This window comes from Niveispirillum sp. (genome assembly GCF_017996735.1).
GTDB lineage: Bacteria > Pseudomonadota > Alphaproteobacteria > Azospirillales > Azospirillaceae > Niveispirillum.
Map to the genome: position 1 here is coordinate 73,508 of NZ_JAGOGJ010000005.1, position 15,145 is coordinate 88,652.

The 15,145-nt window shown below is 64.6% G+C and carries 16 protein-coding genes; 8 read left to right on the forward strand and 8 right to left on the reverse strand.

The window, feature by feature from the left end:
• The first annotated feature begins 13 nt into the window (after positions 1-13).
• Complete coding sequence (locus KBA48_RS03490; protein WP_292903603.1) at positions 14-1,315, forward strand: glycoside hydrolase family 130 protein; 1,302 nt, start codon at positions 14-16, stop codon at positions 1,313-1,315.
• A 92-nt stretch (positions 1,316-1,407) separates the two neighbouring features.
• On the opposite strand, the gene KBA48_RS03495 is transcribed toward KBA48_RS03490, so the two are convergent.
• Entirely contained in the window at positions 1,408-1,917 is a 510-nt protein-coding gene (locus KBA48_RS03495) for a ferritin-like domain-containing protein (protein ID WP_292903604.1), read from the reverse strand.
• 255 nt (positions 1,918-2,172) lie between these two features.
• On the reverse strand, positions 2,173-2,892 hold the full coding sequence (locus KBA48_RS03500; RefSeq protein ID WP_292903605.1) for a response regulator: 720 nt from the start codon (positions 2,890-2,892) through the stop codon (positions 2,173-2,175).
• Between the two features lie 186 nt (positions 2,893-3,078).
• Here KBA48_RS03500 and KBA48_RS03505 point away from each other — a divergent pair, with 186 nt between their 5' ends.
• Positions 3,079-3,294 carry a hypothetical protein gene (locus tag KBA48_RS03505; protein WP_292903606.1) on the forward strand — a complete coding sequence of 72 codons (216 nt, stop codon included), beginning with the start codon at positions 3,079-3,081 and terminating at the stop codon, positions 3,292-3,294.
• A gap of 9 nt (positions 3,295-3,303) precedes the next feature.
• The gene (locus tag KBA48_RS03510; protein WP_292903607.1) at positions 3,304-4,116 is read left to right on the forward strand and encodes a mechanosensitive ion channel domain-containing protein; all 813 of its coding nucleotides are present in this window, start codon (positions 3,304-3,306) and stop codon (positions 4,114-4,116) included.
• A 213-nt stretch (positions 4,117-4,329) separates the two neighbouring features.
• On the opposite strand, the gene KBA48_RS03515 is transcribed toward KBA48_RS03510, so the two are convergent.
• Positions 4,330-4,821 carry a ferritin-like domain-containing protein gene (locus KBA48_RS03515; protein WP_292903608.1) on the reverse strand — a complete coding sequence of 164 codons (492 nt, stop codon included), beginning with the start codon at positions 4,819-4,821 and terminating at the stop codon, positions 4,330-4,332.
• A gap of 197 nt (positions 4,822-5,018) precedes the next feature.
• Between KBA48_RS03515 and KBA48_RS03520 the strand changes: the two genes are divergently transcribed.
• The 3 genes from KBA48_RS03520 to KBA48_RS03530 are packed head-to-tail and all read left to right on the forward strand — an operon-like array spanning position 5,019 to position 9,170.
• Positions 5,019-7,292, forward strand: coding sequence for a hypothetical protein (locus tag KBA48_RS03520; protein WP_292903609.1), 2,274 nt, complete (start codon positions 5,019-5,021; stop codon positions 7,290-7,292).
• Positions 7,289-8,041, forward strand: a complete 753-nt coding sequence (locus KBA48_RS03525; RefSeq protein ID WP_292903610.1) for an SDR family oxidoreductase — start codon at positions 7,289-7,291, stop codon at positions 8,039-8,041. The genes KBA48_RS03520 and KBA48_RS03525 overlap by 4 nt, the downstream gene beginning before the upstream one ends.
• 4 nt (positions 8,042-8,045) lie before the next feature.
• Complete coding sequence (locus KBA48_RS03530; protein ID WP_292903611.1) at positions 8,046-9,170, forward strand: hypothetical protein; 1,125 nt, start codon at positions 8,046-8,048, stop codon at positions 9,168-9,170.
• Between the two features lie 273 nt (positions 9,171-9,443).
• Here KBA48_RS03530 and KBA48_RS03535 read toward each other — a convergent pair whose 3' ends face one another.
• From KBA48_RS03535 to KBA48_RS03545, 3 genes are all read right to left on the reverse strand, one after another.
• Positions 9,444-9,758: a DUF6496 domain-containing protein gene (locus KBA48_RS03535; RefSeq protein WP_292903612.1), complete on the reverse strand. Its 315-nt coding sequence runs from the start codon at positions 9,756-9,758 to the stop codon at positions 9,444-9,446.
• Positions 9,759-9,783: 25 nt separating this feature from the next.
• Positions 9,784-10,215, reverse strand: a complete 432-nt coding sequence (locus KBA48_RS03540; protein ID WP_292903613.1) for a CBS domain-containing protein — start codon at positions 10,213-10,215, stop codon at positions 9,784-9,786.
• A 160-nt stretch (positions 10,216-10,375) separates the two neighbouring features.
• The gene (locus KBA48_RS03545) at positions 10,376-10,963 is read right to left on the reverse strand and encodes a DUF4142 domain-containing protein (RefSeq protein WP_292903614.1); all 588 of its coding nucleotides are present in this window, start codon (positions 10,961-10,963) and stop codon (positions 10,376-10,378) included.
• A gap of 244 nt (positions 10,964-11,207) precedes the next feature.
• Between KBA48_RS03545 and KBA48_RS03550 the strand changes: the two genes are divergently transcribed.
• Both KBA48_RS03550 and KBA48_RS03555 read left to right on the forward strand, forming a co-directional pair.
• Positions 11,208-12,719 carry an MFS transporter gene (locus KBA48_RS03550; RefSeq protein WP_292903615.1) on the forward strand — a complete coding sequence of 504 codons (1,512 nt, stop codon included), beginning with the start codon at positions 11,208-11,210 and terminating at the stop codon, positions 12,717-12,719.
• Positions 12,720-12,743: 24 nt separating this feature from the next.
• Complete coding sequence (locus tag KBA48_RS03555; protein WP_292903616.1) at positions 12,744-13,190, forward strand: NUDIX hydrolase; 447 nt, start codon at positions 12,744-12,746, stop codon at positions 13,188-13,190.
• 125 nt (positions 13,191-13,315) lie between these two features.
• Here KBA48_RS03555 and KBA48_RS03560 read toward each other — a convergent pair whose 3' ends face one another.
• Together KBA48_RS03560 and KBA48_RS03565 are read right to left on the reverse strand one after the other, a co-directional pair.
• Positions 13,316-14,071: an SDR family oxidoreductase gene (locus tag KBA48_RS03560; protein WP_292903617.1), complete on the reverse strand. Its 756-nt coding sequence runs from the start codon at positions 14,069-14,071 to the stop codon at positions 13,316-13,318.
• A gap of 98 nt (positions 14,072-14,169) precedes the next feature.
• A complete protein-coding gene (locus tag KBA48_RS03565) occupies positions 14,170-15,096 on the reverse strand; it encodes an AraC family transcriptional regulator (RefSeq protein ID WP_292903618.1) in 927 nt (308 codons plus the stop codon).
• Between the last annotated feature and the right edge of the window lie 49 nt (positions 15,097-15,145).

Below are 15,145 nucleotides of genomic sequence, written 5' to 3' on the forward strand. Positions count from 1 at the left end.
AGGAGGAAATCCCGTGACCCGTATTCCCAGCCTGACACGTCTGGCCCAGCAATTGCGGCCAGACCCGGCGCGCGTGGTCGTGCGCCCGTTCAAGCCGGCGACGGAGCCGCGCGACCTGAAATCCCATGACAGGTCGCGCGCCAACCGCATCGTCGACCGTGTCCTGGCCCTGGACTCCGAAACGGCGACAAGCCAGTTGACCGATGTGCTGGAGAATTTCCGTGGCCGGCATCGGCAATTGCTGGAGATTTTTGAGGCGCGCGCCGACGAGATGGAAGAGGCGCTGGACAGCCACGAGCCCTTCACCCAGACCCAGCGGCAACTGGTCGGGGCCTATTTCCTGCACGAATATTCGTTCGAGGCCTCGGCCCTGTTCAACCCCTCCATCGTGCGCCATCCCGACCAGAGCGGGGTGATCGAAGGGGGGCTTCGCTTCATCCTGTCGCTGCGTGCCGTGGGTGAGGGGCACATCTCCTCCCTCACCTTCATGACAGGCATGATCTGTCCCGATGGCCGCATCCTGATGGACCCCAGATCACAACTGGCCTCCATCCCCCGCATCGTGAACCGTCGCAGCGGGCCCGATGGGGACGAGGTGGAGATCGCCTTCCGGGCGGAGGATGATATCAGCGAATGCGTGATCTTCCCCGTCACCGGCTCACAGGCCAACGGGATCGAGGATGCGCGCTTCGTGGAATTCGTGGATGGAGGGCATCGCATCTATTACGCGACCTATACCGCCTATAGCGGCCATTCCATCCGCACCGAATTGATGGAGACGCGGAATTTCGATAATTTCCGTATGTATCCGTTGCGCGGCGTGGCCGTGCGCAACAAGGGCATGGCCCTGTTCCCCCGCCGCATCAATGGCCGCTATGCCATGATCGGCCGCCAGGACAATGAAAATCTCTATCTGATCTATTCCGACGATCTGTATAGCTGGGATGAAGGCCAGCCCATCCTGCGCCCCACCCAGCCCTGGGAATTCGTGCAGATCGGCAATTGCGGTCCGCCGATCGAGACGGAGTATGGCTGGCTTCTGCTGACCCACGGGGTGGGCGCCGTAAGGCGTTATTCCATCGGGGCCGTGCTGCTGCACAAGGACGATCCCAGCCGGGTCATCGGTCGCCTGACGGAGCCGCTGCTGCGTCCCGAACAGTCGGAACGATCCGGATATGTGCCCAACGTCGTCTATACCTGCGGGGCGCTGCTTCATCAGAAGCTGCTGGTCCTTCCCTATGGCATCTCCGATACGATCACGGGCTTTGTCACCCTGAATATCGATGAACTGATCGGCGCGATGGACAGGACCTGACCGGGTCAGGCCGCCCCTTGAGCCATGGCGGGGGAACAGCAACGGAACTGCATTGGCGGGGACCTGCCTGTCCGTGCCAATGCAGCCGTTTGTCAAACGCTGGCGGCGCGCGGATTGACGATCCGTTCGGCCAGCATGGTCAGCTTACGGTCGGTCGCCATCTCCTCCTCCAGGTTCTGGTGCAGGAGGGCGGCACAGTCGGCGCGACCCAGGCGCTTGGCCCAGGCGACCAGCGTGCCATATCGGGTGATCTCGTAATGCTCCACGGCCTGCGCTGAGGCCGCCAGGGCGGCATCCAGCACATCCTTGTCGGCGATTTCACCGGCGATCTCGTTGCTTTCCTTGATGATGCCGTCAATGGCGGGACAGTCCACGCCCTTGACCTCCACGCCATGCAGCTTGAACACCTGTTCCAGCCGCTCAATCTGGCCGTTGGTTTCCAGCAGATGGGTCTCAAACCCCTGCTTCAGGTCGGGATCAGTGGCCTTACTTATCATCTTGGGCAAGACCTTCATGATCTGGTTCTCGGCATAATAAATGTCGCGCAGCGTGTGCACGAACAGGTCATCCAGGGTCTGGATGTCACGGGTGAACAGGCCCATGGTAGCGCTCCTGTCGGGTTGGATGTCGGGACCGGCATGGCCCCGGGCCCCTACGGGCTTGCGGCGGCTACCGTATCCGGTCAGGAAACGGACAGGGCCAATCAATGTTCCGGCATGGTCCCGAAAAGCCGCCAACCGGTCTGATGTCAGTGGTCAAGAGTTTTGCCCCCTGGTATCCGCGCCGACGGGCGCGGCGGCGGCCCATGCCGCCGAAGCCGATAAATTCCGATGGGTCGGAATTTATCGGCACTGGCCTCAATGCCCCGCCGCGAAGAACAGTGCCTGATGGATCAGGGCCTTTATTTCCGGCGGATCGAACGGTTTGCGCGCAACAAAGACCGGCTCCGGCCGGCTTCCCGTCAACAGCATCTCCGGAAATGCGGAAATGAACACGACCGGCGGCTTTGAGCTGGTGTACAGATCCTCCACCATCCCCGGATGGCAGCCGCCATCGGCGATGATCAGGTCTGGCCTGTCCCGGCGCAACAGCGTGACCGCCCGGGCATGGGTTGGCGGCATGCTGTTGACGCGCAGCCCCAGGCCCTTGACGATCTGTTCGATATTCATGGCGATCAGTGGTTCGCTTTCGATGATCATCACTTCGGCCCCGCTCAGACTTGCCAGGCTGTGACCGGCCGCCTCGACCAGCGCCTCCACCTCCACGGGTGTGATCCCCATGATCTCCGCCGCGTCCCCCAGGGTGAAACGCTCCATGGAGATCAGCAGCAGCGCCTGCCGAATACGCTGCTGCCGAATCCCGGCCTTCCCCGATGTGGCGGCGACCAGCCGGCTGTACAGTTTGAACAGACCGACGGCGGGATCAGGCAGGGTTTCCAGGAACAAGGGGTCGGCGCGCACAATATCCAGCAAGGCGGAAACATAGGAATCCCCCGAAGCCTGGTTACCCGCCATTGCGCGCGCGTGACGGCGCAGCCGTGCCAGATGCGGTTCGATACCGCGCCTGTTCATTGCCATGCGTCCCCCGTCCGGCGTCATTTGTTCGGCTGATACGCGCAAAGAATACGTCACTCCTTTTTCATTGGCGACTTTGCATGCGCGGTACACCCGATGGCACCACCTCCCCCCCAATTCCGAAGGAACACAACAGCACACAGCCCGTTATGACAGGGACGCCGTGAACGGCATTCAGAGGAGGAAGCCATGACGCCCACCCTCGACCCGGGCCGCGATCCCGACAAGCAGGAATCGGAAGTGTCCGGACAGCATCTGCGCATGAAGGCCGAAGGCCCAATCATGGTGTCAGATCCCCCGGAACGGCAATCGGTGGAGGTGAAGCCGATGCGCTATGTCCTGGGCATCGGTATCGTGCTCGCGATCCTGGCCATGTTCCTGGCCTATATGCTTACTGGCGGTTAGGGGCTTGTGATGCTGGCTGACATTCCGGGACTGGTGCAGTTGGAAAACCTGCTGATCGTCTACGGGCTGCGCATGATCGCGGTGATCATCATTCTGCTGGCGGGTCGCTGGGTGGCCAAGCTGGCGGCTGCCGCCGTCCGGCGGACATTGGAGGCCGCCCCCCATCTGGACGTGACGGTCACCGCCTTCCTGGCCAGCCTGGCCTATTACGGAACGCTGGCCGTCACCTTCGTGCTGATCCTGCAGGTGGCGGGCGTGCAGGCCACCAGTCTGGTGGCGATCCTGGGAACAGTGTCCCTGGCCATCGGTCTGGCCCTTCAAGGCACCCTGTCTAATCTGGCCGCCGGCGTCATGCTGCTGATCTTCCGCCCCTTCCGTATCGGCGACATGATTGAGGTGGCGGGCAAAAGCGGCACGGTGGTCAATCTCAACGTCTTCATGACGGAGATTGCGGCGGGCGACAATGTGAAGATCCTGGTGCCCAATGGTCAGGTCTGGGGTGCGGCTGCCATTACCAACCTGACCGCCTATCCCACCCGGCGGATCAGCATGACAATGGCCGTGCCGATCGATCAGGATCCAGAGGTCGCGGCCGCCCATCTGCGCGGGCGCATCGCCCAGGACCGGCTATTCCTGCCCACCCCCGCCCCCACCGTGACGGTCACCGCGTTGAGGGAGACCGATGTCGAACTGACGGCGCAGGCCTGGGCCAGGACCCAGGACATCGTGCAGGCGCGCGAGGACATGATCCGCCATCTGCGCGACCTGCGCCGGGACAAGGCCGACAAGGACCGCGACCGGGAGGACGGGAACCTGCCGTGAGCTACGGCCACGCGTTCCCCACCCCCGCCGACCGCCCGGCCATGATCGGCTGACCAACAGCCACCACCGCTCTATACCCAGGGGGCGGGCCGCCTGCATCTGGCCACGATCCTGGCTGCGGTCTTCCGGGTGCAACTGCCACCCTATCTGCAGGAAATACCACGGGGAACAGGGCACGGGCGGGGGTTCCGGCCCTGATCCCCCTGGACGTCTCTACCGCTTGTTATCCGTCATCAGATATTGGCTGATGATGGCGGGAAGGTTCGCTTCCATCCAGGCGGCCATTGCCTGTTCCTGTTGCAGATTCTGGTCCAGGGCGGCGGCGATGCCCGGTTCACCGACCTGTTCGGCGGCCAGGATCAGGGCACGGTAGTTGATGATCTCGAAATATTCGAAGGCGGCGCCGAACACGGCGCCCTTCACCACCTCATCGGAGGCGAAGATGCCGGACATGGCCTGGACCATGCCCGTCACCGCCCCGATGCCGGCCTTCAGCATGGAGGTATTGGCCCCCAGTTGGTGCAGGCATTCCTCGACGCGGGCCGCCTGACCGCGCGTTTCCTCCACATGCAGCACCAGCCGTGCCTTCAGGGCGGGATAGTCCTCGATCCGGCCGGCCAAATTGTCCAGCATCCTCTCCGCCTGCACTTCCATGGCATGGGCGTCGCGCAACCAGTCGATCAGATGTTCGCGGGGGGTCGTCATGGTGTTGGCTCCTTGGCCGATATGAAGGGTGACGTGCGGTAACACCGCTGCCCCGCCGACCGCGCCGCACAATCGGTTGTTTATCGGGAGTACCCGTTTCGGGACAGGCCCCGCGCATCGGGATGGGGCGGGAAAGCGGCGGAACCCGCTGTCGCCATGTCCGTTTCCTTGCTGGATATCGCAACCGGGTGCCCCGCATGCTGATTGAAACGGCAGACCGATACGGAAAACAGGACACCCACCCCGCGACCACCCGTCCCCCCGAAGAAGGCGTCAGCGCCGACCTGCTGTCCCTACGGGCCGAACTGGCGGCCGGTGATATGCGGCTGCTGGGCATGCAGGATCTGGACATGGACAGCGACCTGCAGGTCCTGTCGGGAAAGGATGCGCTGTGGGTCGTCCTGCGCTCGCGGGGCCGGGCTGGTGCCGCCCTGCGCGCCGCCCATTGTCCCGGCGGCATCCAGCGGCTCAGCACAAGGCGCACACGGGATGGCTGGGTGATCGCCCTCTCCACCCTGTTCGGGGCACAGCAGACCACCGTGGCCGTGGTCTGCCCCACGCCGCTGCTGCTGCGGGTGACCACGCGGCTGACGCCGTCGCTGCCGTTGCGCCCCGCCCGATCACCGCGCGATCTTTACCTTCTGGGTCCCGGCGACGATCCCATGGCGGCCGGCGGTCGGGTCGAAGCCGCACAGCGCGGCATGAATGGCGGCCTCTGTTTTTTTCGTCTCGACAATCTCGGCCCCGGCTTCGGGCTTTATTTCCAGAACCTGACGGCGCTGAACGATTATTTCCGGCAGACCGGCACCAAGCCCGACACGGTGGTGGGCGGGCACTGGCCGGAACTGGGCTATCGCGCACCGGAAACCAGGACCGGACCTCTGACCACCGCCGTCACCCTGACCCTGTCGGATGCCTTTCTGGGGCTGGACCGGAATGCCGGCGCGGATGAGGGGGACATGGCCCTGTCCTTCCTGCGCCTGCTGGCGGCGACGGTGCGGCAACTGGATGGGCCGCCCCCCACCTTCCGCGACTGGCCTTCCCGCGCAAGGTGGACGCTGGACGATCTGGACCAGGCGCCGGAAGCCACCGAAATGCATTTCGGCCATCGCTATATCCGCCCCTACACCAATGCCGAGCCGCCCGACAGCATGGTGCAGAATGCCGTGATTGCCGCCCTGGATGATTATGCACGCTGGCGCGGCGAAGCGGTGCCCCTGCGCGCGGAGCTGGCGGCCGGGCTGGAGCAGTTCCACGACAAACGCCTCAGCATGTTCCGGCGTTACCTGCCCGATGTGGGGCAGCAGAAGAACGCCGATACGGTGGATAGCTGGTATCTCTATCACCCGCTGCTGACGCTGGGACAATTGGCAGTGGCCGGCGACGATCAGGCGCGGCGCCTGTTCACACGCTCGCTGCGCTATGCCATCCGGGCGGCGCGGCATTTCGGCTATCGCTGGCCCATCCATTTCGACGCCCGCGATTTCAGCGTGGTCACGGCAACGCGGGAGGATGGCTATGGCCAGACCGATGTTGGCGGGCTTTATGCCTGCGTGATGCTGCTGGCCCATGAACTGACGGGCGACCGCTGCTGCCTGGACGAGGCGGCGAAGGCCGTCGACGCGGCCCGGGGCCTGGGGTTTAACCTGAACTATCAGGCCAACCTGACGGCCTGGGGTGCGGCCGCCTGCGCCGGCCTGTGGCGGGCGACGGGGCGGGATGATTATCTGCGCCAATCCTACGTCTATCTGGCCAGCTTCCTGCACAATTGCTGCCTGTGGGAATCGGAGATCGGCCATGCCCGCCATTACCGGAACTTCCTGGGCGTCACGGCGCTGCATAACGCCTCCTACATGGCCATCTATGAATGCTCAGACAGTTTCCGGGCCTTCCGCCAGTATCTGCAGGATGGCAATACGGCGCTGGACCCGGATGCACGGATGCTGGCGGCCGAATTCTGCCGCCATGCGCTGGACCGGGCCTGGTTCTACTATCCCGACGCCTTGCCGACCGATGCCCTGGCGGACAAGCAGCGCAACGGCCATATCGACCGCAACCGCAGTTTCCCGCTGGAGGATCTGTATCTGGACGGCCGCCCCGCCGGAGAGGTGGGGCAGGAGATTTATGGCGCCGGTGCCGCCTTCATCTTTGCCGCCCACGCCTTCCACCGGCTGGATGACGCGCCCTTCACGCTGTTCTGCGACCATTTCCTGTCCCGGCTGCAATCCGGGGAGGATCATTCCGTCAGCTTCCACCTGCTGGGTGGACAGGACCGCCGGGCCCTTTTGCGCCTGATCTCCAACGATGGCCGGGAATTGCCTGTCATCACCATCCTGGCCGGCGACGGAACGCCCGTGCAACCCGGCAATACCGGCGACGGATACAGCGAATTCACCATTCCCGCCTGCGGACGGATCGCCATCGCCTGGGCGACCGATACGCATCCAACTGAAAAGGAGGCAGCCCCATGACCGACCTGAATGACGCCCACACGGCCGAGCCCTCCCTGTCCGGCAAGCGCGCCGCCATTACGGGGGGCACGACGGGCATCGGGCGGGCCATCGCCGTGCTTCTGGCCTCCTACGGGGTCAGGGTCTTCATCTGCGGCCGCACGCCCGACCATCTGCATGATGCGCTGAACCGCATCAAGGAGGTGGGGGAAGGCGACGGCATGATTATCGATCTGGCGGACGAAGACAGTCCGGGCCGGTTCATCGCGGCCGCCGCCGATTATCTGGGCGGGCTGGACATTGCCGTCATCAATGCCGCCGTCCCGGCCAACGGCTTGTCGGAGATGTCGGCCGAAGACCTGCAATACGCGCTGGCCACCGACTTCACCGCCTATATCGCCAGCGCCCATGCCGCCTGCGACACGATGGGCGAAAAGGGCCATATCGTGCTGATCGGCTCGACCAGCGCGCATTCCCTGTCCCCCGGCTCCACCGTCTATGCCGGCATCAAGGCCGGCATCGCGGGTTTCTCAGAGGCCCTGACCAAGGAACTGGGGCCGAAGGGCATCAAGGTATCGCTGGTCGAACCGGGCTTCACGGCGGCCGACCTGCATTACCCCGACCTGTCCACCGCAGAGCAGCGGCAGATGATCGGGGAACAGAAGATGCTGCGGGCCGAGGATATCGCCGTCGGGGTGCGCTACCTGCTGACCCAGCCCGACCGTGTGGTCGTGCAGCAATTGACCATCGTGCCCCGCCTGGACGATTGACGCCATGACCTTCCCCATCGACCGTCTGGTGCTGACGCCCGACGATATCGACCTCTCGCGGTCCCCGCTGGCGGGGCAGTTGGAGGCGGAAACCTATGTGCTGGGCGCCTTCAATCCCGGCCTGACGCGGCTGCCCAACGGCAATCTGCTGCTGATGGTCCGGGTGGCGGAGGCGTTGCGCGACCCGATCCGGGACGGCCATGCCCATGCCATCCGCTGGGACGAGGACGAAGCCCGTTTCGTGCTGGATCGGTGGAAGCTGGAAATGGTCGACACGGCCGATCCGCGCAAGTTCCTGATCCATGGCGGCGGCTGGCGCATCATGGCGCTGACCTCGCTGTCCTGGCTGCTGCCGGTGGAAATGTCGCCCGACGGGCTGGACCGTGTCGCCATCCATTACGACCGGGCCATCGCGCCCGCCGCCTCGTTCCAATGTTACGGGGTGGAGGATGCGCGCATCTCCCGCGTGGATGGCACCTATCTGATGACCACCTGCTCCGTCAGCCCGGAACGGCATTCCACCACGCTCTACCGGTCCCAAGACGGCTTGACATGGGACTTCGATGATATCGTCCTGGATCACCAGAACAAGGACATGCTGATCTTCGAAGGGCGGATCGATGGTCGTTACTGGGCGCAGACGCGGCCGCTGGGCGACCTGTATTTCGCCTATCCGCCCGAAAGCCCGTGGCGGGCAGGACCCTCAATCAACCTGGCCAGTTCGCCCGACGCGCGCCACTGGAAACCCTGGCGGCGGCCCGGCATCCGGCCCCTTTCAGGCACGGTCGCCACGGCCCGCGTAGGCGGCGGCGCCCCGCCCATCCTGACGGACCAGGGCTGGCTGACCCTGTGGCATGGGGTGGAGCCGAAGGAGATCGTAGGCATCTACCGCACCTACTGGTCCCTGCTGGATCGCGACGATCCCAGCCGCATCCTGCACAGCCCGCCAGAACCCCTGCTGGAACCCGCGCCCGACCTGACCAAACCCATCGAGCATCAGCTTTATCTGCGCGACGTGGTCTTCACCACCGGCATCGTCGACCATGGCGACCATTATATCGTCGCCTCGGGAGAGGCCGACCTTGCCTGCCGCATCACCCACATCCCCAAACAGACCTTCATCCCGTAACCGGACGGGCGACGGGACCAAGCCCGAAGCCCCACAACGCAGATCAACAAAAAGAAGGCGGCGGGCCTGACGGTCCGCCGCCCAGTCGGGCCCAAGGCAATCGGGAACAGGGTCATACCCATCTGCCGAGGGTTTTACCCTTGGCAGATTGGAGGCCGGCGACTGCCGGCCCGGCACCGCGTGGTGCCGTAAGCCAAGCCGCCGGATGTTGGCGCCCGGCGTCTGAGGAACACGCAATCTTCCTGGATCGGTCACGATCAAGGAAGATTGATATCAGTGACCCAGGGCGCGGGACAGTTCCGCCTTTGACATGCGCGACCGCCCCGACACGCCCTTGCGTCGGGCCTCCTCGTAAAGCTCCTCCCGCGTCGGGCCTTCGCTGCCCCGCGTCTGGCGCGTGCGGCGCAGGTTGCGGCGGTTGTCGGCGGGGCTCTCCTGAGTGGAGGTGCCGGCCTCATGCAGGGCGATGGCGACGGCCTGTTTGCGGCTGCGGACCTTCCGTCCGCTGGCGCTTTTCAGGTCACCTTCCTTGAAGTCATGCATGACGTCGCGGACGATTTCCTTCTGTTCGCCGGTCTGTTTCGTCATGGTGCGATCCCCCCGTCCTGCCCGTTCACGCCCGCTGGTTATGGGCACCGGCGGGGCGGGCCACGCCGCCCAGCGCTCGGCCCGCCGCCTGCGGCTCGTTCACGGCCACATCGCCCAGCGACAGGATGCCGACCAGACGCTTCTCGCGGTTCAGCACCGGCAGGCGGCGCACCTGGATCTTGCCCATGTTGCGGGAGATGTCGTCCAGATCCTCATCATCATAGCAATATTTGACATTGTCGCTCATCACGTCCCGCACCTTGGTGCCGGGACCGCGTCCTGTGGCGACGGCGCGGACCACGATGTCGCGGTCCGTCACCATGCCGACCAGCCGGTCCCCATCCCCCACGGGCAGGGACCCCAGATCCTGGGCCGCCATCATCTTGGCGGCCTCCTCGATGGTTTCGGTCGGGTTCGCGATACGCACGTCGCGCGACATGGCCTCACGGACTTTCATGGCTTCCTCCATTGGATCAAGGTGGGGGCGATGACACCCCATCAAGGAAACGATCTGGAAACCCATGGGTTCCCGGATGGAGTTCGCACTTTCTGCCCGGTCATGCGGGATGCATATCGGCGGCGCGGATACCAGGGGTCAAAACTTTTGGCCTCTGGTATCATTCCCGCTTCTTGTCCTTCAAGTCGCGCTCCACGCCCTGCGCCAGACGCAGATGCTCTTCCAGCTTGGGCAGGCTGCTCCGGGCATAGTCGGCCAGCGCCGGGGTGGAGGTGTCCTGCAACTGGCGGTGTAACTCGATCATGGACCGATGGTCCTTGACCTGCTGCTGGATATAGGCCTGGTCAAAATCCGCATCCGCCACGTTGCCCATGGCCATGACCTTGGCCTGATGTTCGGCCGCCAGGGCGGACGGGATCACGATATTGGCCTGGGCGGCGGCGGCGGCCAGATCGGCATTACCCTTCGTATGATCGAACACCATCTGGTCGGCGAAGCGGCGCACGGACGGCAGGCGGGCGCGGCTTTGGGCCAACTGCCCCGCCGCCACTTCCGCCATGCCGCCCTGGGCGATCAGCGTCACCAGCTTTTTCTGGTCGGTACGCGCCGGCGCCTCCTGCGCCTCCGGCTTGTCGGAACCGGGCGGCACCACCTGTGGGTTGGCATGCGGGGATGGCGGAACCTGGGCCATGGCGGAACCGGCACACAAAACCGCACCGATCAATAGCGCCTGCTGCAACCTGCGCATCCTGTTCTCCCTTGGGGCTGGCGATCCCGGTGGCCGGTGGAACCGGCGAATAGGGCAAGGCTTGGGATCATGGAACGTCAACGCCGTCCAACCACCGGCGTTCCCGCGAAAGGGCGCCTCCCATGGAAAGTTTCCTTAAAAAGAACCTGTCATGCCGACAGCAAGACACGCCGCAGACCGGCATCCGCACGGTGGAACACCCGCGCCGATGGACCGTTGTCAACGGAATGGCTTGGAGAAACCGATGGCACGGCTTGATCCACAGGCAGAGGTCAGCGAAGAGGATTCCGCGCGCGGGTTGCGCCTGCTGGTACTGGAAGCGGCCTTTTCCAGCGGCGGCGGCGCCCTGACCACGGGCGTGATCCTGACGGCCTTCGCCCTGCATCTGGGTGCCTCCAACCTGATGATCGGCGTTCTGGCCAGCGCTCCCTTCCTGGCGCAGTTGCTGCAATTGCCGTCGATCCTGCTGGTCGAACGGTTACGGCAGCGCAAGCGCATAGCCGTCCTGTCCAGCATCGTTGGCCGCCTGATGCTGGGCGTGATGGCCGCCACGGCGTTTTTTACAGGAACGATCCCGCTGCTGGTCTTTCTGGGCGCGCAGTTCATCCTGTGTGGCCTGGGTGCCGTCGGTTCCTGTGCCTGGAATGCCTGGTTGCGCGATCTGGCACCGGAAAAGCGGCTGGGTCAGGTCTTTGCGCGGCGCACGCTCTGGGTCACGGCCATCAACCTCCTGCTGGGACTGGCGGCCGCCATGGCGCTGGACCTGACCGGCGAAGGGTCGCTGGCCCGCGACGTGCTGTTCGCGGGCATGTTTGCCGCCGGTTGCATCACCGGCCTGATCAGCGCGCGCATCGTGGCGGCCATGCCGGAACCGGCCATGCCGCCGCCCCGCGCCGCCGTCGGTCTCTCCACCATGGTGGCGGAACCGTTCCGCGACAGCAATTTCGGCCGGCTTCTGGTCTTCATCGGCAGTTGGCAGTTCGCGGTGAACCTCGCCACCCCGTTCTTCACCGTCTATATCGTCCGCCAACTGCAATTCGACATCAGCTTCGTCATGGTGCTGAATGTGTTGAGCCAGGTGTCCAATATTCTGGCATTACGCTATTGGGGCCGGCTGAGCGACCGTTTCTCCAACAAGAGCGTTCTCTCTGTCTGTGCCCCCGCCTATATCCTGTGCATCGTGGCCATGATCGGCGCGTCGCAGGTGGTGGACGCCGATGCCGCGAAGATCTGGCTGGTGGTGCTGCATCTGCTGATGGGCGCCGCGGTAGCGGGTGTCACCCTGCCCGCCACCAACATCGCCCTGAAACTATCACCGCGCGGCAGCGCCACGGCCTATATCGCGGCCAGCGCCATCGTCACGGCTGTTGCCGCCGGCTTGGCGCCCATCCTGGGCGGTCTGCTGGCCGATTATTTCACCGAACGCCGGCTGGGCCTGCTGTTGAGCTGGACCAACCCAAGGGGGGTGCATGAATTGCCACTGGTTCTGACCAGTTGGGATTTCTATTTCCTGCTGGCCGGCATCATCGGCTTCTACGCCATCCACCGCCTGACGCTGGTCACCGAACAGGGGACCGTGGATCCGCGCGAAATGATGACGGAGATGTTCAATGAAACCATGCGCAGCATCCGCAACATCTCCAGCGTTGCCGGTCTGCGGGGTGCCGTGACGGTCCCGCCCTCCATTTCCCGCGATGCCCAGGTGCGCCAGCGCCTGGAACGCGCCCAGGCCCACCGCGACGCGGCATCGGGCTGAAAGGAAGCCAGGGGAGCCGGCATCATGCCCAAGAGCAAGACCAGACAATGCGCCGCCCTGCCGGTCCGCTTCATCGGGTCCATGCCGCGCGTCCTGCTGGTCACCTCCCGCCAGACACGGCGCTGGATCATCCCCAAGGGCTGGTTGAAAAAGAAGCTGTCCCCCGGCGCCATGGCCGCGCGCGAGGCGTTCGAGGAGGCGGGCGTGAAGGGACGCATCACCCCGGCCCCCATCGGCGCCTACCGCTATCTGAAGCTGCTGGACGATGGTGCCGCCGTGCGCTGCCATGTCGCCGTCTTCCTGCTGGAAGTGACGGAGATCCTGTCCGAATGGCCGGAGATGGACCAGCGGGAACGCCGCTGGCTGTCCCCCGCCGACGCGGCGGAGATGATCAGCGACGGCGGCCTCGCCCCCCTGCTGCGCGGCCTGGAGGACGGGATGCCCGCTCAAGGCGAGCCGAACCGCGACTGATACCATCGGTCAAAATTCTTGACCGATGGTACGGCGGCGACTGCCGCCGCGCGGCCCATGCCGCGTAGCCAAGGGCGCGGATGCGCCCGCCGGCGATTTAAGGCGCACGAAAGCTTGACCATCGGTCATGATTTCGTGGCCCTGGTATGATACAGGGCGACGGCATCGGCCCCGGCCGGGAAGTGCAGCCGCTCCGACAGGTCGTGTGCGGCATGCCAGACCGCTTCGGCCACATCGGTTTCCCGCGTGGTCAGGGCCGGGCTGGCGAAGGCCTTGAAAATCGGACCGGCGAAATCCGCATAGGCCGGCGGGATCAGGTCCGCGACCGGCAGGCCGGCATTCTGGGTAAAGCGGGTGGTCGGGCTGTAGCCCGGCTCCACCAGCTTCACCCGGATATTGAAAGTGGCCAGTTCATGGGCGATGGCGCCTGTGAAGCCGGTGATGGCCTGCTTGCTGGCCGTATAGGCGGCGGTCAGCGGCATGTCGGCCAGCGTGACGGTCGAGGTGACGTTGACGATGACGCCCGACCCGCGTTCCCGCATCTGCGGAATGACCGCCTGGCACATGGCCATGACGCCGAACGTGTTGGTATCGAACAGTTTGCGCACATGATCCATGGGCGTGGCTTCGAACGCGCCAACGGTACCCACCCCGGCATTATTGACCAGAAGGTCGATCGGGCCGGCCGCCGCAACCGCTGCGGCGATGCTATCCGTGCTGGTGACATCCAGCGGGATGATCCGAAGATTGCCGGAACGCGGCAGAACCTCCGCATCGGGCCGGCGCATGGTGGCAACCACGGTCCAGCCCTTGGCCAGGAAATGACGGGCGGTTTCCAGGCCAAAGCCGGAGGAGGCACCGGTGATCAGGATCGTTTTCATGGGAGGATCATCCATCTGCTGGGGATGATGGATGAATAGCCGCAAACGATCAGATCATCGATAATCAGAAGTCCATAATTAATTATCAACAGTCCAGATCATGCTGCCGATAGCCGCGCGGCCTCCCGGCTCTCCCGGGCGAATTTGCCGGGAGAACAGCCCAGCCGCTTGCGGAAGGCCGTGCTGAAGGCGCTGGCGGACTCATAGCCGATTTCCTCGGCGATCCTGTCCAGGGTCTGGGTCCCCCGTACCAGGGCATCCTTGGCCAGGGCCAAGCGCCAGCGCGCCAGATATTCGATGGGGCCGCAGCCCAGATTGTCGGTGAAGCGCGCGGCAAAGCCGGATCGCGACAGGCCGGCGATGCGGGCAAGGCCGGCAACCGTCCAGCCGGCGCGCACATCCGCATGCATGGCACGCAGCACGCGTGCCAGGGCGGGATCGCGCATGCCGTTCAACAGGCCGGCCGGGCCATCCCCATCCGCCGCAACCCCGTGCCAGCGCAAGACCTCGATCAGCAGAACCTCCAGCAGGCGCTGCAGGATCAACGCGCGGCCGGGTTCCTGCGCCGTATATTCCTGGCTGATCAGTTCGATGATCTGGCGCAGCCGGCCCGCCCTGCCCTCCGATGCCGGAACCAGGATCATGCGGGGCAGCAAAGTCAGCAGCAGCGGTGCGTTTACCTGTTCGATGCGGAAGGTACCGCCCAGTGATTCAAAATCCGCCTCGCCTTCCTGCTCACCATGTCGCACGGCCGTATGGACCGGATCGCGGGGTTCACAGGCAATGCCGGGATGGCTGCTCATCGTGAAGGACGGGGTGGAGGGCAGCAGCAGGAAGTCCCCCTTCGCGAATTTCCAAGGGTCCTGTCCGTCGAAGCTGATCCAGCATTCCCCTTTCAGGATAATCGCGAAACCGGGCGCGTCGTGGGCCGCATAGCGCATGCCCCAGCGCCCGCGCCCCGTTATGGGCTTGGAGATGGCCGTATGCGGCCGGAGAAGTGCGATGACGTCGCTGAACGGATCCATTCTGGACGATCGGTAATTGTTGACGGCCTTTGAACCCTATAGAGTCCAT